We start from the raw sequence: 23,512 nt of genomic DNA, 5'->3' as shown, positions 1-23,512 counted from the left end.
TGCTGGGGGGGCGGGGGGGGGGGGGGGGGGGGGGGGTTGGGGGGGGGGGGTGGGGGGGGGGGGGGGGGGGGCCCCCCCCACGACGCGTCCGTGGCGGGGTGGTCAGGCGAAGACGGCGAGGCTCTTGGCCCTGCCGCGCTCCTCCTCCACCAGGGCCAGGAACCGGTTGTCCGGGCCGAAGGCGGCGACCGGTGACCGGTCGTACGCCGGCATGTCCAGCCGGACGCCGTTGATCAGCAGCCGGGCCCGTCTGTCGTCCACGTCCCAGCGGGGGAACGCAGCCGCCGCGGCCTCGGCGATCGGCATCACCGTCAGCTCCTCCTGGAGCCGGTCGAGCGTCTTCGCCGCGTCCAGTCCGTACGGACCGACCCGGGTCCGGCGCAGTGCCGTGAGGTGACCGCCGACGCCGAGCCCGGCACCGAGGTCCCGGGCGATGGCGCGGATGTAGGTGCCGGACGAACAGACCACCGAGACGACCAGGTCCATGACCGGCGTCCCGTCGTCGGCGACCGCTTCCCGTACGTCGTACACCCGGAACGAGGAGATCGTCACCGGGCGCGCCGGGATCTCGAACTCCTCGCCACCGCGTACCCGCGCGTAGGACCGTTTGCCGTCGATCTTGATGGCGCTGACCTTGGACGGCACCTGCATGATCGGGCCGGTCTGGGCGGCCACGCCCGCGTCGATCGCCTCCCGGGTGACCCCGGAGGCGTCGGCGGAGGCCGTGATCTCGCCCTCGGCGTCATCGGTGACCGTGGTCTGGCCGAGGCGGATCGTACCGAGGTACTCCTTCTCGGTCAGGGCCAGGTGTCCGAGGAGCTTGGTGGCCTTCTCGACGCCCAGCACCAGGACACCGGTGGCCATGGGGTCGAGCGTCCCCGCGTGTCCGACGCGGCGGGTCCGCGCGATTCCGCGCATCTTGGCGACGACGTCGTGCGAAGTGAAGCCCGACGGCTTGTCGACGATGACAAGGCCGTCGGGCGGGGGGGTGCGCTCTGTCATGCCGAGGTGTCGTCCTCGTCCTTGGCGGGGCCGGCTGCCTCGTCGGCGGCGTCGTCGTCGGCGTCGGGCTTGCGGTACGGGTCCGCCCCACCGGCGTAGTCCGCGCCCGACGAGGTCTCGCGGACCTTGGCGTCCGAGGCCCGCGCCTTGTCGAGCAGTTCCTCGATCGTCTTGGCGTTCTCCGGGAGGGCGTCCGCCACGAAGGTCAGGGTGGGCGTGAACTTGGTGCCCGCCGCGGCGCCGACCGCGGAGCGCAGCACGCCCTTGGCGCTCTGGAACCCCGCCCCGGCCGCCGCCCGGTCCTCGTCGTCCCCGTAGACCGTGTAGAAGACCGTGGCCTCCCGCAGATCGCCGGTGACACGGGTGTCCGTGATGGTCACATGGGTGCCGAGCCTCGGGTCCTTGATGCCGCGCTGCAGCTTCTCGGCGACCACTTCCCGGATGAGGTCCGCCAGCTTCTTCGCCCGCGCATTGTCGGCCACTGGTCCGTCTCCTTCTTACCTGCTTGCCTTGCCATCAGTCTTCGTCGCTGTGGAGCCTGCGTCGAACGGAGAGCAGCTCCACCTCCGGCCGGCCGGCGACAAGGCGCTCGCACCGGTCGAGTACGTCTATGAGGTGTCCCGTGTCACCTGATACCACCGCCAGGCCGATTTCAGCCCTGCGATGGAGGTCCTGATCACCGGTCTCCGCCACGCTCACCGCGAACTTCCGCTGGAGCTCGGCGACGATCGGGCGGACCACGGACCGCTTCTCCTTCAACGACCGTACGTCGCCGAGAAGCAGATCGAAGGAGAGTGTCCCCACATACATAGGTGTGTCCGGATGTCCCGCCGGTTCGGGTTCGTGACACCTGCCAGCGCTTGGCAGGGACACGAGAACCGTACACGCGCGGCCGGGGCCGATCGACGGGATTATCTCCCGCCGACCGGCCCCGACCATCGCGCTGTCCCGGGGGCGAGCCCCCGGGGGATGCGTGATCAGCCGCGAGGCTTCTCGCGCATCTCGTACGTCGCGATGACATCGTCGATCTTGATGTCGTTGAAGTTTCCGAGGTTGATACCGCCCTCGAAGCCTTCGCGGATCTCGGTGACGTCGTCCTTGAAGCGGCGCAGACCCTCGATGTTGAGGCTCTCCGCGATGACCTTGCCGTCGCGCAGCAGTCGGGCCTTCGTGTTCCGCTTGACCTCGCCGGAGCGGATGAGCACACCCGCGATGTTGCCCAGCTTGGAGGAGCGGAAGACCTCGCGGATCTCCGCGGTGCCGAGCTCGACCTCTTCGTACTCCGGCTTGAGCATCCCCTTGAGGGCTGCCTCGATCTCCTCGATGGCCTGGTAGATCACCGAGTAGTAGCGGACGTCGACGCCCTCGCGCTCCGCCATCTGCGCGGCACGACCGGCCGCACGGACGTTGAAGCCGATGACGATGGCGTCGGAGCCCATCGCCAGGTCGATGTCCGACTCGGTGACCGCACCCACACCGCGGTGCAGCACCCGGATGTCGACCTCTTCGCCGACGTCGAGCTGGAGCAGCGAGGACTCGAGAGCCTCCACCGAACCGGACGCGTCGCCCTTGATGATGAGGTTGAGCTGCTGGATCTCGCCGGCCTTGAGCACCTTGTCCAGGTCCTCCAGGGAGACCCTGCGGACGCGCTTGGCGAACGCGGCGTTGCGCTCACGGGCGGCACGCTTCTCGGCGATCTGACGGGCCGTACGGTCCTCGTCGACCACCAGGAAGTTGTCTCCGGCGCCCGGGACGTTGGTGAGACCGAGGACGAGGACCGGGGTCGACGGACCCGCCTCTTCCACGTTCTCGCCCTTGTCGTCGAGCATGGCGCGGACACGGCCGTAGGCGTCGCCGGCGACCATCGTGTCCCCGACGCGGAGCGTTCCGCGCTGGACCAGGACGGTCGCGACCGCGCCGCGGCCCTTGTCGAGGTGGGCCTCGATGGCGATGCCCTGTGCGTCCTGCTCCGGGTTGGCCCGCAGGTCGAGCGAGGCGTCCGCGGTGAGGACCACGGCCTCCAGCAGGGAGTCGATGTTCAGACCCTGCTTGGCGGAGATGTCGACGAACATCGTGTCGCCGCCGTACTCCTCGGCGACGAGACCGAACTCGGTGAGCTGACCGCGCACCTTGGTCGGGTCGGCACCTTCGACGTCGATCTTGTTGACCGCGACCACGATCGGCACGTCGGCCGCCTTGGCGTGGTTCAGCGCCTCGATCGTCTGCGGCATCACACCGTCGTTGGCCGCCACCACGAGGATCGCGATGTCGGTCGACTTCGCACCACGGGCACGCATGGCGGTGAACGCCTCGTGGCCCGGGGTGTCGATGAAGGTGATGCGACGCTCGTCGCCGTTGACCTCGGTCGCGACCTGGTAGGCACCGATGTGCTGGGTGATGCCACCGGCCTCGCCCGCGACGACGTTCGTCTTGCGGATGGCGTCGAGGAGGCGGGTCTTACCGTGGTCGACGTGACCCATGACGGTCACCACCGGCGGACGGGAGACCAGCTCTTCGTCGCCGCCCTCGTCCTCGCCGAACTCGATGTCGAAGGACTCGAGCAGCTCGCGGTCCTCCTCCTCCGGGCTGACGATCTGGACCAGGTAGTTCATCTCCTGGGCCAGCATGGAGAGGGTGTCGTCGGAGACGGACTGGGTCGCGGTGACCATCTCGCCGAGGTTCATCATGACCGCGACGAGCGACGCCGGGTTGGCGTTGATCTTCTCCGCGAAGTCGGTGAGCGAGGCACCGCGCGACAGGCGAATGGTCTCGCCGTTGCCGCGGGGCAGCATCACGCCGCCGACCGACGGGGCCTGCATGGCCTCGTACTCCTGGCGCCTCTGCCGCTTCGACTTGCGACCACGACGCGCGGGACCACCGGGGCGACCGAAGGCGCCCTGTGTGCCGCCACGGCCACCGGGGCCACCGGGTCGGCCGGCGAAACCGGGACGACCGCCGCCGAAGCCGCCGCCACCACCGGGGGCACCGCCACCGGGACGACCGGCGAAGCCGCCGCCACCACCGGGACGACCGCCGCCACCGCCGCCACCGGGACGACCGGCGAAGCCGCCGCCACCACCGGGACGACCGGCACCGGCGCCGCCGGGACGACCGGCTCCGCCCGTGCCGGGACCGCGACCGCCGCCACCGGGACCGCCACCAGGACGGGGACCGGCAGCCGGACGCTGCGGCATCATGCCCGGGTTCGGGCGGTTGCCCGCGGGGCCGCCACCGGGACGGGGGGCCTGCGGACGAGGCATGCCACCGGGGGTCGGACGAGCGCCGCCCTGGCCCTGCGGCCGGGGAGCGCCGCCGGGGCCGCCCTGCGGACGCGGAGCGCCGGGCGCACCGCCGCCACCGGGACGGGGGGCGCCACCGGGACGGGGCGCCTGCGGGCGCGCCATGCCGGTCGAGCCGCCGGAGGTGAAGGGGTTGTTGCCCGGACGGGGACCGGCCGGACGGTTGCCACCGGGGCGCGGGGCGCCCTGGCCGGCGGGACGGGCCGGACGGTCACCGCGGTCGGTGCGCTCGCCGCCACGGCCGCCATCACGCTGACCGCCATCACGCTGACCACCGGAAGCGGCGGCCGGACGGGCCGGACGCGGGCCGGGGGCGGCGGGGGCGGGACGCGAGGCCGGGGCCGCCTGCTGCGGGGCAGCGGGCTGGGCCGGAGCAGGCGCGGAGAACTCGGCCTGCGGCACCGGCGCCGCGGGGCGGGCCGGGGCGGGCTTCGGACCCGGACGGGGACCAGCGGCGGGTGCGCTGCTGGGGGTGGTGTCCGCGGGCGCCTCAGCGGCGGCGGCCGGCTTGGGAGCCGGGGCGCCGGGCTTGGGGGCACCGGGACGGGGCGCGGCCGGAGAGGGCGCGCCGGGGGTCGGGCCACCCGGACGGGGGGCCGCGGGGGACGGCGCTGCCTTGCGGGGCGCGCCGGGCTTAGCAGCGGGCTTGCCGGCACCTGAGCCGGACCCCTGCAGTGCGTCAGTCAACTTGCGTACAACCGGCGCCTCGATGGTCGAGGACGCCGAGCGGACGAATTCACCGAGCTCTTGGAGCTTGGCCATGACGACCTTGCTCTCTACGCCGAACTCCTTGGCGAGTTCGTATACCCGGACCTTAGCCACTTCGCTCCTTTTAGGTCCGGGTTACCGCCGGACCGTCGCTACTTCATGGGCGTACTCATCGCGTACTCATCGAGTGCTCATCGCAATCTCGACCTACTTCCAACTCGCGAGGTACCTGACCGCACGGGAAACCGTGCCGTACTTCTTCTTACAGAGCCTGCCGTTCCATATGACCCCGTACTCCACCTGTTTCCAGCGGTCCCTTGACCTTGAAGGCCCGGGGGAACGCCCGGCGGCGCACAGCCAGGTCGAGACAGACCAAGGCGGGGTGAACATACGCACCCCGGCCGGGCAGCGTACCGCGATCGTCGGGGACGCAGTCGTCCCCGATCACCACGATGCGCAGCAGATCGGTCTTGGCCGCTCGCTCCCGGCAGCCCACACACGTACGTTCAGGGCATACTCGGGCTTGCGTCCGGCCAGACACGATTAAGTCTACCTCCCCGTACCGACGTCACCCTTGCCGGGGAGGCGTCGAACGATCGTTGTCCCGATCCGGATGGGATCCCACCGCCGCGCTCGGGCGGTGTCCCACCGGCGAACCGGGGTCCGCGCCGGATCTCTTTCCCGGACTCTTTCCCGGGCCTTCTTCTCAGTCCCGGTCGGAGCGCTGGTCCTCGGTCTGCTCCGTGTCGGGGCGGATGTCGATGCGCCAGCCGGTGAGACGGGCGGCGAGGCGGGCGTTCTGCCCCTCCTTGCCGATCGCCAGTGACAGCTGGTAGTCGGGCACGGTCACCCGGGCGGAGCGGGCGGCGAGGTCCACGACCTCGACCTTGCTGACGCGGGCCGGGGAGAGGGCGTTGGCCACCATCTCGGCCGGGTCGTCCGACCAGTCGACGATGTCGATCTTCTCGCCGTGCAGCTCGGCCATGACATTGCGCACACGGCTGCCCATCGGGCCGATGCAGGCGCCCTTGGCGTTGAGCCCGGAGCGGGTGGAGCGGACCGCGATCTTGCTGCGGTGGCCGGCCTCACGGGCGATGGCGGAGATCTCGACGCTGCCGTCCGCGATCTCCGGGACCTCCAGCGCGAAGAGCTTCTTCACCAGGTTGGGGTGGGTGCGGGAGAGCGTCACGGACGGACCGCGCACACCCCTGGCCACCCGGACGACATAGGTGCGCAGCCGCAGCCCGTGGGTGTACTCCTCGCCGGGGACCTGCTCCTGCACCGGGAGCATCGCCTCCAGCTTGTCGTCCAGCCGGACCAGGACGTTCTTGGGGTCCTTGCCCTGCTGCACCATGCCGGCGACGATGTCGCCCTCACGGCGGGCGTACTCGCCGAAGGTGACGTCGTTCTCGGCGTCCCGCAGCCGCTGCTGGATGACCTGGCGGGCGGTGGTGGCGGCGATCCGGCCGAAGTCCGACGGGGTGTCGTCGAACTCCTTGGGCTCCTGGCCCTCCTCCAGATCGGCCGGGTCCTCCTTGGCCCACACGGTCACATGGCCGGTCTCCCGGCTGAGCACCACACGGGCGTGGCGGCTGCTGCCCTCGGTGCGGTGGTACGCGATGAGGAGGGCCGACTCGATCGCCTCGACCAGCAGGTCGAAGGGGATCTCCTTCTCTTGTGCCAAGCCCTTCAGGAGCTTTACGTCGATGTCCACGGCTACGCCTCCTCTTCCTTCGTCTGGTCCTTGCGGTTGAACTCGATCTCCACGCGCGCCTTGGTGATCTCGTCGAAGGCGACGCGGCGGGCGGTGGGCTTGCGCCCCTTCACACCGGGCACTTCGAGGTCGAGTCCTTCGTCGTCCACGGTGAGGACGCGGGCCACCAGCTCGCCGCCCTCGTGCAACTGGAACTTGACCAGCCGCCCGACGGCACGCGCGTAGTGGCGGTGCTCGGTCAGGGGGCGGTCGGCGCCGGGCGAGCTGACTTCGAGTACGTACTCGTCGTCGCCCATGGCGTCGGTCTCGTCGAGCTTCTCGGAGATGGCACGGCTCAGCTCGGCGCAGGCGTCCAGAGTGGCGCCCTGGTCGGAATCCACGATGATCCTGAGCTGGCGGCGACGCCCGGCGCGGGACACCTCGATCTCCTCCAGATCCAGGTCCGCGGCGCTGACGAGCGGTTCCAGCAACCCGCGCAGCCTCTCGCTCTGGGTGGTGCTCATCCGGGTGACTCCTCGGCCGCGTGTGCTGTTGTGGGATCGTCGCGTGTCAGATCAAAGGGTATCCGGTCCAGAAGGGTGTTGCCGTCCATCCGGTCGGGAGCCGCGGGTACGCTCGCCTGCGGCGATGATCTTCGAAAGACCGAGGGAGAGACGCGTGGGCCGCACGGGGACGACACGAAGACGTGCGCTCATGGTGACGGGCGCCGTCGCGACGGGACTGGCGGGAGCGCTGTCGGGCTGCTCGGACGGGTCGCCCGCGCGCGGGCGCGCGCCGAGCGCGACGGGCGGCGGCGCGGAGACCGGCGCCGCGCTGCGGAAACGATTGGCCGCGGCGAGTGGCGAGGTACGCGACCGGTACGACGCGACGATCGCGCGCCATCCCGCGCTGGCCGCCCGGTTGACGGACCTGCGGACGTCGGTGGCGGCCCATGCCACCGCGCTGGGCGCGGAGGCGTCGGCCCCCGGGGCCGCGTCCGCCGACGCCCCCGCGTCGGTCGGGGGACCCCTCCGGGTGCCGGCCGACTCAAAGGCCGCGCTACGGGCCCTGGCGGCGGCCGAGCGCCGGGCCGCCGACGCGCACACGGCCGCGCTGGCGGACGCGGAACCCGAGCTGGCCCGGCTGCTGGCGTCGATGGCGGCGGCGGGCGCGGCCCATGCATACCTGCTGACGAGCGGGGACGCCTGATGGACCCGCGCCGCCGCGGGCCCCGGCTGGACGGCGGCTCAGCGCGGGACGGGCACCACGGCCGGCCGGCACGGGAAGGGCGGCGCGACGGCCCGGACGGGACGGCGGGCGCGGACGTAAAGGCCGGCACCGCGGCGGGCCCTGGCTGGACGGGTGACACCGCAAGCCCGGACGCGACGGCGGGCTCCCGGCAGGACGGGCGGCGCGGCGGGCCCGGACGGGACAGAGCGAGCCTGGACGGGACGGGCGGCACCAGACAACACGGCGGCTCCGGGCAGGACAGGCGGCACCACGAGCCCGGAGCCCGGAGGGACGGCCGGCACAGCGACACCCGGCAGGACGGGCAGCACCCGGGGTCCGGGCGGAACCGCCGGCATCGCGACACCCGGCAGGCGGCACCGCAAGACCGGGCCGGACGGATGGCACCCCAGGCACCGGCTGGACGGGCGGGGCGGCTGTGGTCGGCGCGGGGCCGTTTCCGAAGAGAGGTCGCCGATGAGTACCGACCCGGCCGCCCTCCGCGGGGGTCACCGATGAGAGGTCACCGATGAGCGATAACAGCGACAACGCAGGCACCGTACTGACCGCCGTCCAGGCCGCGCTCGCCGCCGAACACGCGGCGGTGTACGGGTACGGGGTCGTCGGCGCCCGTGCCGGACAGGCCCGGACGGCCGAGGCGCGGGCCGCCCACGGCGCCCACCGCGCCCAGCGCGACGCGCTCGCCCGTACGGTGCGCGACCTCGGCGGCGAGCCCGACCCCGCCGCCCCCGCCTACGCGCTGCCCTTCCCCGTCCCGGACGCCGCGGCGGCCGTCCGTCTCGCCGCGTTCCTGGAGGACCGGGTCGCGGGCGTCTACGCCGATCTCGTACGGGCCGGAGAAGGTCCCGTACGGCGCGAGGCCGCGGTGGCGCTGCGGGACGCGGCGGTGCGGGCCGTGCGCTGGCGGGGCGGCGGCGTAGCCTTTCCTGGGCTCGCGGAGCGGGCCCACCGGCCGGTGAGCGGCCGGTGACGGTCATCGAAGGGGAATCGCGCGCGTATGGCTGGTGAAGTGCCCCAGCGTCTGGTGCGGGCCCTCGGCGAGAACGACGAGTGGCTGCGGCGGCTGCCCGCCCTCGTCAAGGAGACCGTGGCCCGGCAGCATCTGGATGTCGAACGAGTGACGGCCCCCGGGGGCCGGAGCGGTCTGGTCCTGCTCGTCCACCGCGAGGACGGCACCCCGGCCGCGCTGAAGCTCGCGCCCCCGGCCGCCGCGCCCGCGCTGGAGCGCGCGGCGCTGGAGCACTGGGACGGCTGGGGCGCGGTGCGTACCCTCCCGACGCCCGGGGCCGGGGACGCGCTGCTGCTGGAGCGGCTGCGGCCGGAGGTGTCCCTGCGGTCGCTGCCGGAGGCGAAGGCGCTGCTGGAGGCGGCCGGGATCGTCCGGCGGCTCTGGGTGGAGCCGCCGCCCGGCCACGGCTTCGAGACGGTCGCGGACCGGACCGGCAGACAGGCGGAGGCGTTGCGGGACCAGGTCGGGGAGCCACTGGTCGCGGCGGCCCTGGCGGCGCGGGACGCGCTGGTCGCCGACGCCCCGGAGACCCTGCTGCTGCACGGCAACTTCCGGCAGGGCAAGGTCCTGGCGGCGGACCGGGCGCCCTGGCTGACGGTGGGCCCCGAGCCCCTGGTCGGCGAGCGGGCCTATGACCTGGCGCGGCTGGTGCGGGACCGGCTGGAGGATCTGATCGCGTCGGCGTCGGGCGCGTCGGCGGCCCGCCGGAGGGTGAACAAGCTGGCGGACTCGCTGGAGCTGGACGCGGACCGGCTGCGCGGCTGGGTGCTCTTCCGGGCGGTGGAGTCCGGGACGAGGACCGTGCAGGCCGGCCGGGTGCGCGAGGGTGAGCTGACGCTGGAGTTCGCGTCCTGGCTGTAGCCCCCGCCACCGGGCCGGAGAGCGCCGGGGAGCGCGTGAGGGGCCGGGGAGCGCCAACAGGTGCTCCCCGGCCCCTCACGTCGTACCGTCGGCCCCCAGGGGGGTCTTCTCAGGCGCGCAGTCGCGCCACCGCGTCCGCCACGGACAGCTCCTCGCGCTCCCCGGTCCTGCGGTCCTTCAGCTCCACCACGCCCTCGGCCGAGCGCCGGCCGGCCACCAGGATCTTCGGGACACCGAGCAGCTCCGCGTCGGTGAACTTCACGCCCGGGGAGACCCCCGGCCGCTCGTCCACCAGCACCCGCAGACCGGCCGCCGCGAGCTCGTCCGCGACCTGGAGCGCCAGCTCCGTCTGGACGGCCTTGCCCGCCGCCACGACGTGCACGTCGGCGGGGGCGATCCCGGCGGGCCAGCAGAGGCCCTTGTCGTCCGCCGTCTGCTCGGCGAGCGCCGCGACCGCGCGCGAGACACCGATGCCGTACGAGCCCATCGTCACCCGCGCCGGCTTGCCGTTCTGTCCGAGCACGTCGAGCTGGAAGGCGTCCGCGTACTTCCGGCCGAGCTGGAAGATGTGGCCGATCTCGATGGCGCGGTCGAGCTTCAGCCCGGTACCGCAGTTCGGGCAGGGGTCGCCGTCCTCGACGACCACGACGTCCACGTATTCGTCGACCTCGAAGTCACGGCCCGCGACGACGTTCTCGGTGTGCACGCCGGCCTTGTTGGCGCCGGTGATCCATGCCGTGCCGGCCGCGATCCGGGGGTCGGCGAGGTAGCGGACCTTCTCCAGGCCCTGCGGGCCGACGTAGCCGCGCACCAGGTCGGGGCGGCCGGTGAAGTCTTCCGCGGTGACCAGCTCCACCTCGGCCGGGGCGAGGTGGTCGGAGAGCTTGCCGAGGTCGACCTCGCGGTCCCCCGGCACGCCGACCGCGACGATCTCGCCGTCGACCTTCACCAGCAGGTTCTTCAGGGTCGCGGAGGCGGGCACGCCCAGGTGCTCGGCGAGCGTCTCGATCGTCGGGGTGTCGGGGGTGTCCAGCTCCCGCGGGGCCGGGTGCTCCACCGCGGCGGGCGGCGCGACGGTGAAGGTCACGGCCTCCGTGTTGGCGGCGTACTCACAGGACGGGCAGTGGACGAAGGTGTCCTCGCCCGCCGCGGCCGGAGCCAGGAACTCCTCCGAGGCCGAGCCGCCCATCGCGCCGGAGACCGCCGAGACGACCCGGTGGTCGAGTCCCAGCCGCTGGAAGATCTTGATGTACGCCGCGCGGTGCTGGGCGTACGCGTCGGCCAGGCCCTCGTCCGTGGCGTCGAAGGAGTACGAGTCCTTCATGAGGAACTCACGGCCGCGCAGGATGCCCGAACGGGGGCGCGCCTCGTCGCGGTACTTGCTCTGGATCTGGTAGAGGATCACCGGCAGGTCCTTGTAGGACGTGCACTGGTCCTTGACCAGCAGGGTGAAGATCTCCTCGTGCGTCGGGCCGAGGAGGTAGTCCGCGCCCTTGCGGTCCTTGAGCCGGAACAGCTCGGCGCCGTACTCCTCCCAGCGGCCGGTGGCCTCGAACGGCTCCTTGGGCAGCACGGCCGGCAGCAGGACCTCCTGGCCGCCGATCGCGTCCATCTCTTCGCGCACCACGCGGGCCACGTTGTCCAGGACCTGCTTGCCGAGCGGCAGCCAGGACCAGATGCCCGCCGCGTTGCGCCGTACGTACCCGGCGCGGACGAGCAGTTTGTGACTGAGCGTCTCGGCGTCCGCCGGGTCGTCGCGCAATGTCTTGACCATCAGACGGGACATGCGCTGGACCTGGGCTGCCATGAGGGAATCTCCTGCGTCAAGAAAAAGGCGGTGTGCAGGAGGTTAGCCGGGTCCGGGTACGGGCGGAAATCAGTTGTCCCGCGACAGGGGCAGCGGGGCCCCCATCACGGCGTACGGACTGGGTGCGCTGGGAAACACGACATGCCGCGCGAGGTCCTCGTACCCCAGTCGTCGGTAGAGCTTCCGGGCCGGGGACTCGACGTCGATCGCGGAGAGGATGGAGCGCGGCTGGTCCGCGCCGTCGGTGATCGTGGTGATCAGTGAGCGGCCGATGCCGCGCCCCTGGAAGTCGGGGTGGACATGGAGTTCGGTGATCACGAAGGAGTCGTCCAGCCAGCCGTCGTCGCCGTCCCGGCGCAGATAGGGCTCCACCACGGTGGACCACCAGTGCGCGCGGTCGTTGGGCATCCCGTAGACGAATCCGACGAGCCGCCCCGACCCGGTGAGCGCGCCGAGCGCACGGGCGCCGGGCTGGAGGAGGTGCCGGTGGACGATATGGCGCCGCACCTCGATCTCGCCGTCCGTGAGCCCGAAGGCGAGGGCCTGCACGGCGAGGGCCTCATCGACCCGCGCGGCGAGGTTGATCGGCGCGACCACGACATCGGGAAGGGCTGCCATGCGCGAACCCTACTGGGCGCCGCCGCCGGTCGGGACGGCGCGTCGGGCTGCCGGGGTCACCGGCCGTGGTCCGGGCACAGGTCAGAACAGCACGCTCATGAACGCGCCGGTCTCCTGGAAACCGACCCGGCGGTAGGCGGCCCTGGCCGGGAGGTTGTAGTCGTTGACGTAGAGGCTGACGACCGGGGCGACATCGGCGAGGGCGTACCGCAGGACGGCGGCCATGCCCGTCTCGGAGAGACCGCGCCCCCGGAACTCCGGGTCCACCCAGACGCCCTGGATCTGGCACGCCTGCGGGGTCGCCGCACCGATCTCGGCCTTGAAGATCACCCGACCGTCGTCGATCCGGGCGAAGGACCGGCCGGCGCCGACGAGTTCGGCGACCCGGGCCTGGTAGAGCAGCCCGCCGTCGCCCGCCATCGGGGAGACGCCGACCTCCTCGGTGAACATCGCCACGCACGCGGGCATGATCACGTCCAGCTCGTCCTTGCGGATGCGGCGGACGTACGGGTCGGGCTCGATATCGTCCGGGAGCCGTTCGGCCACCATGAGGGGCTGCTGGGGGCGTACGTCGCGGGCGGGGCCCCAGCTCGGTTCGAGGAGCCGCCAGAGCTGGGCGGTGGCCTCCGCCGGGCCGACGATGGAGGAGCAGCGGCGGCCCGCCCGGCGTGCGCGGTCGGCGAAGGCGCGGACGGCCTCGGGGGTGGCGCAGATGGGGACGAGATTGGCGCCGGAGTAGCAGAGCGAACGCAGCCGTCCGTCCGCGTACCAGCCCCACATCTCACCACCGAGACGCCAGGGGTCGAGTCCGGCGACCTGGACCCGCGAAGTCACGAAGGCGTTCGCCACCGGCTCGCTCTCCAGAACGGCGAGCGCCGCGGCGAGGTCGCCGGGTTCGAGGACCCGGGTGGTGGTCTGCGTCAACACGAGGGGCCCTCACCATACGGTCTGCTGATCTCCGAACTGTACCTGCCGGGTGTGCCGGGTGCCGAGCGCGGAGTGGGGGCCGGTTCCGGCGGACCGGGCCGAGAGCGCTGCTGGTGGTCCGCGGGACGGGCCGTCGGTGGGACTCGGGCGAGGGGTGGCGGGGTACCGCGGGTGTCGGGTCGGGTCCGTACGCACGGGTCGGGCGGCCCGCCCCGAATCCGTGGGCGGGAACGCCGAAGGCCGGCCCGCGTACCACTCGTACGCGAGCCGGCCGGTGCTACTCCTGCCCTACGGCGCTGAGGCGCTGAGGCGCTGACGGCAGGGTGTCAGGAGGCGATGGAGACCTGGGGCTCGCCCGAGGCGACGCCGTCCTTCTCCATCTGCTCGGCGATCTTCATCGCCTCTTCGATCAGCGTCTCGACGATCTTCGACTCGGGCACGGTCTTGATCACTTCGCCCTTGACGAAGATCTGCCCCTTGCCGTTGCCCGACGCGACACCGAGATCGGCCTCCCGGGCCTCACCCGGTCCGTTGACGACACAGCCCATGACGGCCACCCGCAACGGCACCTCCATGCCCTCCAGGCCGGCCGTCACCTCGTCCGCCAGCTTGTACACGTCCACCTGCGCGCGACCGCAGGACGGGCACGACACGATCTCCAGCCGCCGCTGCTTCAGATTCAGCGACTCAAGGATCTGGATGCCGACCTTGACCTCCTCCGCCGGCGGCGCCGACAGCGAGACCCGGATCGTGTCGCCGATGCCCTCGCTCAGCAGTGCGCCGAACGCGACGGCCGACTTGATCGTGCCCTGGAAGGCCGGTCCGGCCTCGGTGACGCCGAGGTGCAGCGGGTAGTCGCACTGGGCGGCGAGCTGCCGGTAGGCGTTGACCATCACGACCGGGTCGTTGTGCTTGACGGAGATCTTGATGTCCTGGAAACCGTGCTCCTCGAAGAGCGACGCCTCCCAGAGGGCGGACTCGACGAGGGCCTCGGGGGTCGCCTTGCCGTACTTCTTCAGCAGGCGCGCATCGAGCGACCCGGCGTTCACGCCGATACGGATGGGGGTGCCCGCGTCCCCGGCCGCCTTGGCGATCTCCTTCACCTTGTCGTCGAACTGCTTGATGTTGCCCGGGTTCACCCGGACCGCCGCACAGCCCGCGTCGATCGCCGCGAAGACGTATTTCGGCTGGAAGTGGATGTCCGCGATCACCGGGATCTGCGATTTGCGCGCGATGACGGAGAGCGCGTCCGCGTCGTCCTGCGTCGGGCAGGCCACCCGTACGATCTGGCAGCCCGACGCGGTCAGCTCCGCGATCTGCTGCAACGTCGCCCCGATGTCGGACGTACGCGTCGTCGTCATCGACTGCACCGACACGGCGGCATCCCCGCCGACGGCCACCGAACCGACCTGGATCTTCCGGCTGACCCGCCGGTCGGCGAGCTTGGTCGGAATGGAAGGGATACCGAGAGAAATCGCGGTCATCTGCTGTGCAACCCCAAGGTGTGGATGGAGGGTCCCGAGTCGGCGGGCTCCAGCATCCGAGGTTACGGCACCTCGGTTGGGGCGAGCACATCGCTCCGGTGCATATCCACCCAAAAAGGCGCGGCCGGATGCGAAACGCACCCGGCCGCCACTCCCCTGCCCGCCGAAGTCGGCCCGCTCTCCCTACGGCGTGTCCGGCTTCACGCCGGCGGGCGCGCCAGGCGTCAGCTGATCTTGACCGGATTGACGATGTCCGCGACCAGTACCAGCAGGGTGAAACAGATGAAGATCCCCGCCACCACATAGGCGACCGGCATCAACTTGGCCACGTCGAACGGACCGGGGTCCGGGCGCCGGAACAGCCGGGCCACATTGCGGCGCACGGACTCCCACAGGGCCCCCGCGATATGCCCGCCGTCCAGCGGCAGCAGCGGCAGCATGTTGAAGAGGAAGAGCGAGAGGTTGAAGCCAGCGAGCAGCATCATGAAGGTCGCGACGATGTTCTGCGTCGGCGCGTCGAGGTTCATCACCTCGCCGCTGATCCGGGCCGCGCCGACGACGCCCACCGGGGAGTCGTCCTTGCGCTCGCCCGAGCCGAAGGCCGCACCCCAGAGGTCGGGGATCTTGGCGGGAAGCGCGATGATCGACTCGACACCGTTCTCCATCATGTCGCCCATGCGGTCGACGGAGTCGACGAAGCCGAGCGGCAGGATCTCCGTCTTCGCCGCGAAGCCGAGATAGCCCGCCGCGACGAACTTCTCCGGCACGACCTCGCCGTCCGCGTCCTTCTTGGCGACCAGGTTCTTGATGAGCGTCGCGTGCAGGACCTGCTCGGTGCCGTCCCGCTCGACCGTGATGGTGGCCGGGCCGATGGTCTCGCGGATGTGGTTCGACAGGACCGCCCAGTCGTCCACCCGCTCTCCGTTGAAAGCGACGATCTTGTCGCCCGTCCGCAGTCCGGCGTTCTGGGCCGGCGACACCGGGTCGGTCTTGGCGCAGGTGTCCCGCTTGTCGCTCTGCTCGATGACGCACTGCTGGACGCCCGCGACCTCGGTGGTCTGGGTGGCGAAACCGAACGACATCGAGATCCCGAGGAAGATCGCCACCGCGAGGATCAGATTCATGAACGGTCCGGCGAACATGACGATCACGCGCTTCCACGGCTTGCGCGTGTAGAAGAGCCGGCTCTCGTCGCCCGGCTTCATCTCCTCGTACGCCGCCGTGCGGGCGTCCTCGATCATGCCGCGCCAGGGGGAGGTGGATCTCGCCTCGATCCGGCCGTCCGCGCCGGGCGGGAACATGCCGATCATGCGGATGTAACCACCGGCCGGGATGGCCTTGAGGCCGTACTCCGTCTCGCCCTTCTGCCGCGACCAGATGGTCGGGCCGAAGCCGACCATGTACTGCGGGACCCGGATGCCGAAGAGCTTGGCCGTCGAGAGATGGCCCAGTTCGTGCCAGGCGATGGAGAACAACAGGCCCACGGCGAACAGCACGATTCCGAGGACCGTCAACAACATCGTCATGCGCGAGCCTCCGCTGTGACCTTCGCCGCCAGTTCACGGGCCCTCGCCCGCGCCCAGTTCTCCGCCTCCAGGACGTCCGCCACCGTGAGCCGGGTGCCCCCGGCCGGCTTTCCGTGTTCGGTGACGACCCTGGTGACCGTATCCATGATTCCGTTGAACGGCAGCCGACCGCCGAGAAACGCGTCAACGCACTCCTCGTTGGCGGCATTGAACACCGCCGGCGCCGTGCCGCCCAGCTCGCCGACCTGCCGGGCGAGTCCCACGGACGGGAATGCCTCGGTGTCCAGCGGGAAGAACTCCCAGGTGGAAGCCGTTGTCCAGTCGAACGCGGGGGCCGCGTCGGGGATCCGGTCGGGCCAACCGATGCCGATGGCGATCGGGCCGCCCATATCGGGCGGGGTGGCCTGGACCAGCGTCGAGCCGTCCACGAACTCCACCATGGAGTGAACGTACGACTGGGGGTGGACGACGACCTCGATCCGGTCGAAGGGGATGTCGTACAGGAGGTGCGCCTCGATGACCTCAAGCCCCTTGTTGACCAGGGTCGCGCTGTTGACCGTGATCACCGGTCCCATCGCCCAGGTGGGGTGGGCGAGGGCGTCGTCGGGGGTGACCCGCGCCAGCTCCGCCCGGGTACGGCCCCGGAACGGACCGCCCGACGCGGTCACGACCAGTCTGCGCACATCCGCCCGGGTCCCCGCCGCCAGCGCCTGGAAGAGCGCGGCGTGCTCGGAGTCCACCGGGATGATCTGACCGGGCGCGGCCAGGGCCTTCACCAGCGGCCCGCCGACGATGAGCGACTCCTTGTTGGCCAGGGCGAGGGTGCGGCCGGCCCGCAGCGCGGCGAGGGTCGGGGCGAGCCCGATGGAGCCGGTGATGCCGTTGAGCACGGTGTGGCAGTCGGACGCGGCCAGCTCGGCGGCGGCGTCGGGCCCCGCCAGGATCTCGGGCGGGGTCTCGGAGCCGTACGCGCCGGCGAGCGCCTCGCGGAGGGCCGGCACGGCGTCCTCCCGTGCCACGGCGACCGTCCCGACCCGGAGCAGCCGCGCCTGCTCGGCCAGCAGACCGACCCGGCCACCGGCGGCGGAGAGCCCGGTGACCCGGAAGCGGTCGGGGTTGCGCACCACGAGGTCGATGGCCTGGGTGCCGATGGACCCGGTGGAACCGAGGACCACGAGGTCCCGGCGTCCTTCCTGCGGGTCGAAGGCGATATGCGGGTCGGCGAGGGGGGATGGGCTGTCGCTCATCCCCCCATTGTGGCCGTACCCGCGCCAACGGAGGACAGTGCGTCCCCCGCCCATGTGCGAGCCACCCCCGGCCGGGCGGCCGGTGCGGTCAGGGGATCGGGCGGTGGAGGTTCTCCCGTGCGGACGGCCCGGGGGTGGCGTCGGCGATCCAGGGCCCCTCGCCGCTCGGGTCGACGATGCCCTCCTCCAGCCAGCCGTACCGGCCGGACAGCACGCCCTCGACGACCCGGCCGTCGACGTCGTCGGTGTTCGACCAGAGCCGGTCGAACAGCTCCTCGACCCGGATGCGGGACTGCCGGCAGAAGGCGTCGGCCAACTGGTACGCCTCGCGGCCGGGGCCGCCCCCGGTCCGCAGCAGCTCCGCCCGGACGCAGGCCGCGCTCATCGCGAACAGCTCGGCGCCGATGTCCACGATCCGGCCGAGGAATGCCTGTTTGGTCTCCAACCGCCCCTGCCAGCGGGCCATGGCCAGAAAGGTCGCGCGGGCGAGCCGGCGGGACGATCGTTCGACATGGCGCAGATGGGCGGCCAGATCGGGGTGTCCCTGCGGATGGAACTCGGCATAGGTCCGGGGCAACTGCCCGGGGCCCGTGACCAGTCTGGGGAGCCAGCGGGCGTAGAAGGCGGTGGCCTGCGCGCCCGCCCTGGCCTTGTCGCCGACGGTCTTCTCCGGGTCGATCAGATCACCGGCGACCTTGAGATGGGCGTCGACGGCCTCCCGCGCGATCAGAAGGTGCATGATCTCGGTTGAGCCCTCGAAGATGCGGTTGATGCGCAGGTCGCGCAGCATCTGCTCGGCCGGTACGGCGCGCTCGCCGCGCGCGGCGAGCGACTCCGCGGTCTCGAAGCCCCGGCCGCCGCGGATCTGGACCAGCTCGTCGGCCATCAGCCAGGCCATCTCCGAGCCGTACAGCTTGGCGAGCGCCGCCTCGATACGGATGTCGTTGCGGTCCTCGTCGGCCATCTGGGACGAGAGGTCGACCACGGCTTCGAGCGCGAACGTGGTGGCGGCGATGAAGGAGATCTTCGTACCGACGGCCTCGTGCCGGGCGACGGGCTTGCCCCACTGTTCGCGTTCCGCCGACCATTCGCGGGCGATTTTCAGACACCACTTGCCGGCGCCGACACACATCGCGGGGAGCGAGAGCCGGCCGGTGTTGAGGGTGGTGAGGGCGATCTTGAGACCGGCTCCCTCGGGGCCGATCCGGTTGGCGGCGGGGACCCGGACCCGGTGGAAGCGGGTGACGCCGTTCTCCAGACCGCGCAGGCCCATGAAGGCATTGCGGTTCTCGACGGTGATGCCCTCGCTCGCCGCCTCCACGACGAAGGCGGTGATACCGCCGCGGTGCCCCTCCGACTTCGGCACCCGGGCCATCACGACGAGCAGATCGGCGACGACGCCGTTCGTGGTCCACAGCTTGACGCCGTCGACGAGGTACGAGTCGCCGTCCGGCACCGCCGTGGTGGCGAGGCGGGCGGGATCGGAGCCGACGTCCGGTTCGGTCAGCAGGAAGGCCGAGATAGCGGTACGGGCCAGTCGGGGCAGGAACTGGTCCTTCTGCTCATCGGTGCCGAAGGTCTTGAGCGGCTGGGGTACGCCGATCGACTGATGCGCGGAGAGCAGCGCACCGATCGCGGGGCTGGCGGAGCCGATCAGCGCGAGGGCCTTGTTGTAGTAGACCTGAGTGAGTCCCAGACCGCCGTACTTGGTGTCGATCTTCATCCCGAGCGCGCCGAGTTCCCGGAGGCCGTTGATGACCTCGTCCGGGATGCGGGCCTCCCGCTCGATGAGCGCGCCGTCGACGCGCGTCTCGCAGAAGGCCCGGAGTCTGGTCAGGAACTCCTCGCCGCGCCGGGTGTCCTCGCCGGTGGGGAGGGGGTGCGGATGGATCAGATCGAGGCGGAAGCGGCCGAGGAAGAGCTCCTTTGCGAAGCTGGGCCGGTGCCAGTCCTGTTCGCGCGCGGCCTCGGCGACCTGCCGCGCCTCTCGCTCGGTGACCTTGGGGGGCAGATTCTTCTCAAGTGGTGCGGTCATGAGGTTCACCTCGCCGCGAGTCGGGATTCCGGGGGCACGGCGGCCGGGGGCCGACTGGCGCTACCGACCGGTGCTACCCGTCCGTACTACCCGATCGGGGGGCGGTCCACCAGTCCCGGGCCGCAGTCGGGCGAACGCCGGGGGTGGGGGTGGGCACCGGGGTGGGTGGGGGTGCGCCGGAGACGGGGCGGGAGTGAGGGTGGGGTGGGGTGCGCCCGGGGGCGGGGGGTGCGCCCGGGGGTGCGAGGCTGCACTGGGGTGCGCCCGGGGGCGGCGTTCACGCCCGTACGACAGCGGTCCGTACCGCTTCCGGGGGCCCGGCGCGTGCACTCGCTGACGGAAATGGACGAAAAGCGGCCGGAGTCCCCGCGTACGGGGACTCCGGCCATGTCGGCCCCCCGGCGTCCGCCGACGGCCGGGGGGAGCGGACGTTCGTTACAGCGCGAGGCCGGTGAGGACCAGAACGCGCTCGTAGGTGTAGTCGGCCATCGCGTAGGCGACGCCCTCACGGCCGACGCCGGACTGCTTGGCACCGCCGTACGGCATCTGGTCGGCGCGGTAGGACGGCACATCGCCGATGATCACACCGCCGACCTCCAGGGCGCGGTGGGCCCGGAAGGCGGTCTGGACGTCATGGGTGAAGACACCGGCCTGCAGGCCGTACTTCGACTCGTTGACCGCGGCGAACGCCTCGGCCTCGCCCGACACCCTGGTGACCGTGAGAACCGGCCCGAAGACCTCTTCGCTGGCGATGGTGACTTCGGCGGGGACCTCGGTGAGCACGGTCGGCGCGTAGGAGGCGCCGTCGCGTCCGCCGCCGACCAGGAGCTTCGCGCCCGCGCCGACCGCCTCGTCCACCCACGACTCGACGCGCTTCGCGGCGTCCTCGCTGACGAGCGGGCCGACCTCGGTGGCGTCGTCGGACGGGTCGCCGGTGACCTGTGCCGCCACGGCGGCGACGATCTTCGGCAGCAGCCGGTCGTAGATGGTGTCGTCGGCGATGACCCGCTGCACGGAGATGCAGGACTGGCCGCCCTGGTAGTTGGAGAAGGTGGCGATCCGGGACGCCGCCCAGTCCAGGTCCGTCTCGGAGGCCCAGTCACCCAGGACGACGGCGGCGCCGTTGCCGCCCAGCTCCAGGGTGCAGTGCTTGCGCGGGACCGAGTCCATGATCGCGTAGCCGACCGGGCCCGAGCCGGTGAAGGAGATCACCGGGAGGCGCTCGTCCTGGACGAGGGCGGGCATCCGGTCGTTCGGCACGGGCAGCACGGACCAGGAGCCGGCCGGCAGCTCGGTCTCGGCCAGCAGCTCGCCCAGGATCAGCGAGGAGATCGGGGTGGCCGGGGCGGGCTTCAGAACGATCGGCGCGCCGACGGCGATGGCCGGGGCGACCTTGTGGGCGCTGAGGTTCAACGGGAAGTTGAACGGCGCGATCCCGAGGACGACTCCCTTGGGGATCCGTCGGGTGAGGGCGAGCCGGCCGGTGCCGCCCGCGTCGGTGTCGAGGCGCTGGGCCTCGCCGCCGTTGAAACGGCGGGCCTCCTCGGCCGCGAACCGGAACACCGAGACGGCACGGCCGACCTCGCCGCGCGCCCACTTGATGGGCTTGCCGTTCTCGGCGGAGATGACCAGGGCGATCTCCTCGGTGCGCTCGGCGAGCCGTCGGGAGACATGGTCGAGGGCGGCGGCACGCACATGGGCCGGGGTGGCCGCGAATTCGTCCCGTACGGCGTACGCGGCGGCGACGGCTTCCTCGACCTGCGCCTCGGTCGGGACGGAGACCTGGCCGACGAGGCGTCCGTCCCAGGGGGAGGTGACGTCGAAGGCGGTCTCGCCGGTGGCCTGGCGGCCGGCGAGCCAGAAGGCGTGCGTGGAGGTCATGTCCCGGCCCTTCCGAGGTAGCTGGGGTGGATGGTCTGCCCCCACGTTAGGACCGGGAGGCCGTGGCGGTGTTTGTCCGGGGTGGAGTGGTCGGGGCGGCGTTCCCGCCGCTTTGGAGCCCCGGGGAGGTGCCTGGTGCGGTCGTGGGCGGGGCGGGTCTGCGCTTGCCTGGGCATTTCGGGCAAGTCCGCGTCAGGTCCGGAGGGTGGGGGTGGGGCGCCGCAGGCGCTTGGGGACCGGGCGGGGCGGGGTCGGTCTCCGGCGCCTAGGCACCGGGAGCGGCGGGGCGGGCCGCCGCACTGGAGCCCCGGGCCGGTCACCGGCACATCCGCCGCGGAGGATGGGTCGGGCTCAGCGCGCCGGGCCGGCCGTCGTCTTCAGCGCCAGCCACAGCTCCATCCGCGCGTCCGGATCGTCCAGCGAACGACCGAGGATCTCCTCCACCCGGCGCATCCGGTACCGCAGGGTGTGCCGGTGCACGCCGAGGTCGGCCGCCGCCGCGTCCCACTGGCCGTGCCGCGAGAGCCAGGCCCGCAACGAGTCCACCAGATCGCCACGCCCGGTCGCGTCGTGCTCGTACAGCGCGCGCAGCGTCCCGTCCGCGAAGGCGCGTACCGCGTCGTCCGCGAGCAGGGGCAGGAGCGAACCGGCGGCCAGTTCGTCGTGCTCCACGAGCGCACGACCGCGCCGTCTGGCGACCGAGAGCGACTGTTCGGCCTGTTTGTAGGCGCCGGCGGCGGCGATCGGGCCGGTCGGCGCCGAGAGCCCGACGACGACCTCGGCCTCCTCCGCCTCCTTCGTCCCGTACTCGGCGGCACACGCGGCGACCACCGCTCCCCCGTCGGCGGCGAGGACCACCAGCCGGTGTTCGCTGTCCGGCACGACGAGGACGCTCTCGCCCGACCGTGCGCCCGCCGACTCCACCGCATCGGTCAGCACCTGGAGGGGGCGCTGGTCCGCCTCTCCGACCGGTTCGGCGATCAGCAGTCGGAAGGGCATGTCGAGCAGGGTGCCGTAGAGGTCGCCGGCGACCGCGCGGGCGTGGTCCGGCTGGCCGGAGAGCAGCATCCGCACCACGGCGGCGCCGAGCCGCTGCTCGGCGCGCTGGAGGGAGCGGGAACGTTCGGTGGAGAGGGTGAGCAGGGCGACGGCGGAGTGCACGGCGTACCGCCCGGCGGTGCCCAGCGGCGCTCCCGTACCGACGGCGAGCGCGCCGCGGACCCGGCGCCCGGAGCCCAGCGACTGGAGTTCGACCCGGTCGTCGCCGTCACCGGTGTCGCCGACGACGGCGCTGGCGGGGGCGGGCCGCTCGCGCAGCCGCTCCACCTCGCCGGTGAGCCGGGCGGCCCGGCGCGCGGCCCACTCGGGCGATGCGGTGACGACCGCGCCGGCCGCGTCGTACAGCGCGGCCCAGCCGTCGACATGGGCGGCGAGCCGGGCGACGAGCCCGCCGGGGCCGTCGGCGAGCGCCGCCCGGGTCAGCTCGCGCTGGGCCTCGAAACCGGCCGTCACCGCGCGGTACTGATCGGCCGCGATGGCCGCCGACACGGCCTTGCTGATCGCGAGGAAGGGCGTCCGGCGCGGCACGGCGAGCAGCGGGAAGCCCTCCTCGCGGGCGGCGTCGACGAGCGCGTCCGGGATGTCCTCGTAGTAGACGCCGACCCCGAATCCGAGGCCGACGACACCGGCGCGGGCGAGCCGTCGCACATAGCGGCGCATGGCATCGCGGTCCTCGGCGTCCAGGGTCATCGCGGTGACGAGGAGGAGTTCGCCGCCCTCCATGTACGGGACGGGGTCGGCCAGCTCGCTGACGTGCGCCCAGCGGACCGGGGTGTCCAGCCGGTCCTCCCCGGCGCGCACGGTGAGTTTGAGCGCCGAGTGCTGGACGAGGGAGGCGAGGGTTGGCGGCATGGGGGTTTCAAGAACCTCGGGGCTTCGGGGTCACGGGCCGGGGCCCGCGGCCGGACTTCGCCGTCCCGTATGAACGGCCTGCTTCGATTCTGCCATCTCGTAGCAGTTGGCAGCGGTTGGCGCCATCTGGTGCTTTTTGAGGCTGCTTGTGGCTATTTGCTGCCGATTTCACCACTTGCCCCGCTTACTGGCGTCTGCCGTCGCTACTTGCCGCCGTTTACCGCCGTTTGTCGCTGGTTGTTGCTGGTTGTCGCCG

The 23,512-nt window shown here is 72.0% G+C and carries 19 protein-coding genes; 3 read left to right on the top strand and 16 right to left on the bottom strand.

All coding sequences use genetic code 11. From position 1 onward, the window contains the following. Positions 1–102: 102 nt before the first annotated feature. The 7 genes from truB to rimP all read right to left on the bottom strand — a co-directional run bounded on the left by truB (position 103) and on the right by rimP (position 7,226). Complete coding sequence (gene truB / locus ACH4S7_RS18925; protein WP_398522332.1) at positions 103–1,002, bottom strand: tRNA pseudouridine(55) synthase TruB; 900 nt, start codon at positions 1,000–1,002, stop codon at positions 103–105. Further along, positions 999–1,484 carry a 30S ribosome-binding factor RbfA gene (gene rbfA, locus ACH4S7_RS18920; RefSeq protein ID WP_398522331.1) on the bottom strand — a complete coding sequence of 162 codons (486 nt, stop codon included), beginning with the start codon at positions 1,482–1,484 and terminating at the stop codon, positions 999–1,001. Before rbfA ends, truB begins: the two co-directional genes overlap by 4 nt. Positions 1,485–1,518: 34 nt before the next feature. Then, positions 1,519–1,812: a DUF503 domain-containing protein gene (locus tag ACH4S7_RS18915; RefSeq protein WP_398522330.1), complete on the bottom strand. Its 294-nt coding sequence runs from the start codon at positions 1,810–1,812 to the stop codon at positions 1,519–1,521. Between the two features lie 167 nt (positions 1,813–1,979). Then, positions 1,980–5,123, bottom strand: coding sequence for a translation initiation factor IF-2 (infB, locus tag ACH4S7_RS18910; protein ID WP_398522329.1), 3,144 nt, complete (start codon positions 5,121–5,123; stop codon positions 1,980–1,982). Between the two features lie 148 nt (positions 5,124–5,271). Continuing rightward, positions 5,272–5,550, bottom strand: a complete 279-nt coding sequence (locus tag ACH4S7_RS18905) for a YlxR family protein (protein ID WP_398522328.1) — start codon at positions 5,548–5,550, stop codon at positions 5,272–5,274. A gap of 165 nt (positions 5,551–5,715) precedes the next feature. Beyond that, on the bottom strand, positions 5,716–6,723 hold the full coding sequence (nusA, locus tag ACH4S7_RS18900; RefSeq protein WP_398522327.1) for a transcription termination factor NusA: 1,008 nt from the start codon (positions 6,721–6,723) through the stop codon (positions 5,716–5,718). Between the two features lie 2 nt (positions 6,724–6,725). Beyond that, a complete protein-coding gene (gene rimP / locus ACH4S7_RS18895) occupies positions 6,726–7,226 on the bottom strand; it encodes a ribosome maturation factor RimP (RefSeq protein WP_398522326.1) in 501 nt (166 codons plus the stop codon). Positions 7,227–7,380: 154 nt separating this feature from the next. On the opposite strand from rimP, the gene ACH4S7_RS18890 reads away from it, so the two are divergent. From ACH4S7_RS18890 to ACH4S7_RS18880, 3 genes are all read left to right on the top strand, one after another. After that, positions 7,381–7,911: a hypothetical protein gene (locus ACH4S7_RS18890; RefSeq protein ID WP_398522325.1), complete on the top strand. Its 531-nt coding sequence runs from the start codon at positions 7,381–7,383 to the stop codon at positions 7,909–7,911. A 547-nt stretch (positions 7,912–8,458) separates the two neighbouring features. Further along, on the top strand, positions 8,459–8,920 hold the full coding sequence (locus ACH4S7_RS18885) for a ferritin-like domain-containing protein (protein WP_398522324.1): 462 nt from the start codon (positions 8,459–8,461) through the stop codon (positions 8,918–8,920). 27 nt (positions 8,921–8,947) lie between these two features. Next, on the top strand, positions 8,948–9,820 hold the full coding sequence (locus ACH4S7_RS18880; protein ID WP_398522323.1) for an aminoglycoside phosphotransferase family protein: 873 nt from the start codon (positions 8,948–8,950) through the stop codon (positions 9,818–9,820). A 109-nt stretch (positions 9,821–9,929) separates the two neighbouring features. On the opposite strand, the gene ACH4S7_RS18875 is transcribed toward ACH4S7_RS18880, so the two are convergent. The 9 genes from ACH4S7_RS18875 to ACH4S7_RS18835 all read right to left on the bottom strand — a co-directional run bounded on the left by ACH4S7_RS18875 (position 9,930) and on the right by ACH4S7_RS18835 (position 23,256). Continuing rightward, entirely contained in the window at positions 9,930–11,627 is a 1,698-nt protein-coding gene (locus ACH4S7_RS18875) for a proline--tRNA ligase (protein ID WP_398522322.1), read from the bottom strand. A gap of 69 nt (positions 11,628–11,696) precedes the next feature. Further along, a complete protein-coding gene (locus ACH4S7_RS18870) occupies positions 11,697–12,245 on the bottom strand; it encodes a GNAT family N-acetyltransferase (RefSeq protein WP_398522321.1) in 549 nt (182 codons plus the stop codon). A gap of 81 nt (positions 12,246–12,326) precedes the next feature. Further along, positions 12,327–13,172 carry a GNAT family N-acetyltransferase gene (locus ACH4S7_RS18865; protein WP_398522320.1) on the bottom strand — a complete coding sequence of 282 codons (846 nt, stop codon included), beginning with the start codon at positions 13,170–13,172 and terminating at the stop codon, positions 12,327–12,329. Between the two features lie 326 nt (positions 13,173–13,498). Beyond that, entirely contained in the window at positions 13,499–14,656 is a 1,158-nt protein-coding gene (gene ispG / locus ACH4S7_RS18860; protein ID WP_398522319.1) for a flavodoxin-dependent (E)-4-hydroxy-3-methylbut-2-enyl-diphosphate synthase, read from the bottom strand. A 224-nt stretch (positions 14,657–14,880) separates the two neighbouring features. Continuing rightward, positions 14,881–16,182 carry a M50 family metallopeptidase gene (locus tag ACH4S7_RS18855; protein WP_398522318.1) on the bottom strand — a complete coding sequence of 434 codons (1,302 nt, stop codon included), beginning with the start codon at positions 16,180–16,182 and terminating at the stop codon, positions 14,881–14,883. Next, positions 16,179–17,429, bottom strand: a complete 1,251-nt coding sequence (gene dxr / locus ACH4S7_RS18850; protein WP_398522317.1) for a 1-deoxy-D-xylulose-5-phosphate reductoisomerase — start codon at positions 17,427–17,429, stop codon at positions 16,179–16,181. Before dxr ends, ACH4S7_RS18855 begins: the two co-directional genes overlap by 4 nt. Positions 17,430–17,517: 88 nt before the next feature. Beyond that, positions 17,518–19,464: an acyl-CoA dehydrogenase family protein gene (locus ACH4S7_RS18845; protein WP_398522316.1), complete on the bottom strand. Its 1,947-nt coding sequence runs from the start codon at positions 19,462–19,464 to the stop codon at positions 17,518–17,520. Positions 19,465–19,899: 435 nt separating this feature from the next. Further along, positions 19,900–21,345 (bottom strand): aldehyde dehydrogenase family protein, encoded by a 1,446-nt coding sequence (locus ACH4S7_RS18840; protein ID WP_398522315.1) that lies wholly within the window; start codon positions 21,343–21,345, stop codon positions 19,900–19,902. 351 nt (positions 21,346–21,696) lie between these two features. Next, positions 21,697–23,256: a PucR family transcriptional regulator gene (locus ACH4S7_RS18835; protein ID WP_398522314.1), complete on the bottom strand. Its 1,560-nt coding sequence runs from the start codon at positions 23,254–23,256 to the stop codon at positions 21,697–21,699. Positions 23,257–23,512: the final 256 nt, after the last annotated feature.

The sequence above is a fragment of the Streptomyces sp. NPDC020965 genome, from assembly GCF_044333555.1.
Lineage (GTDB): Bacteria > Actinomycetota > Actinomycetes > Streptomycetales > Streptomycetaceae > Streptomyces.
This window is presented reverse-complemented; position numbering and strand designations above follow the sequence as displayed.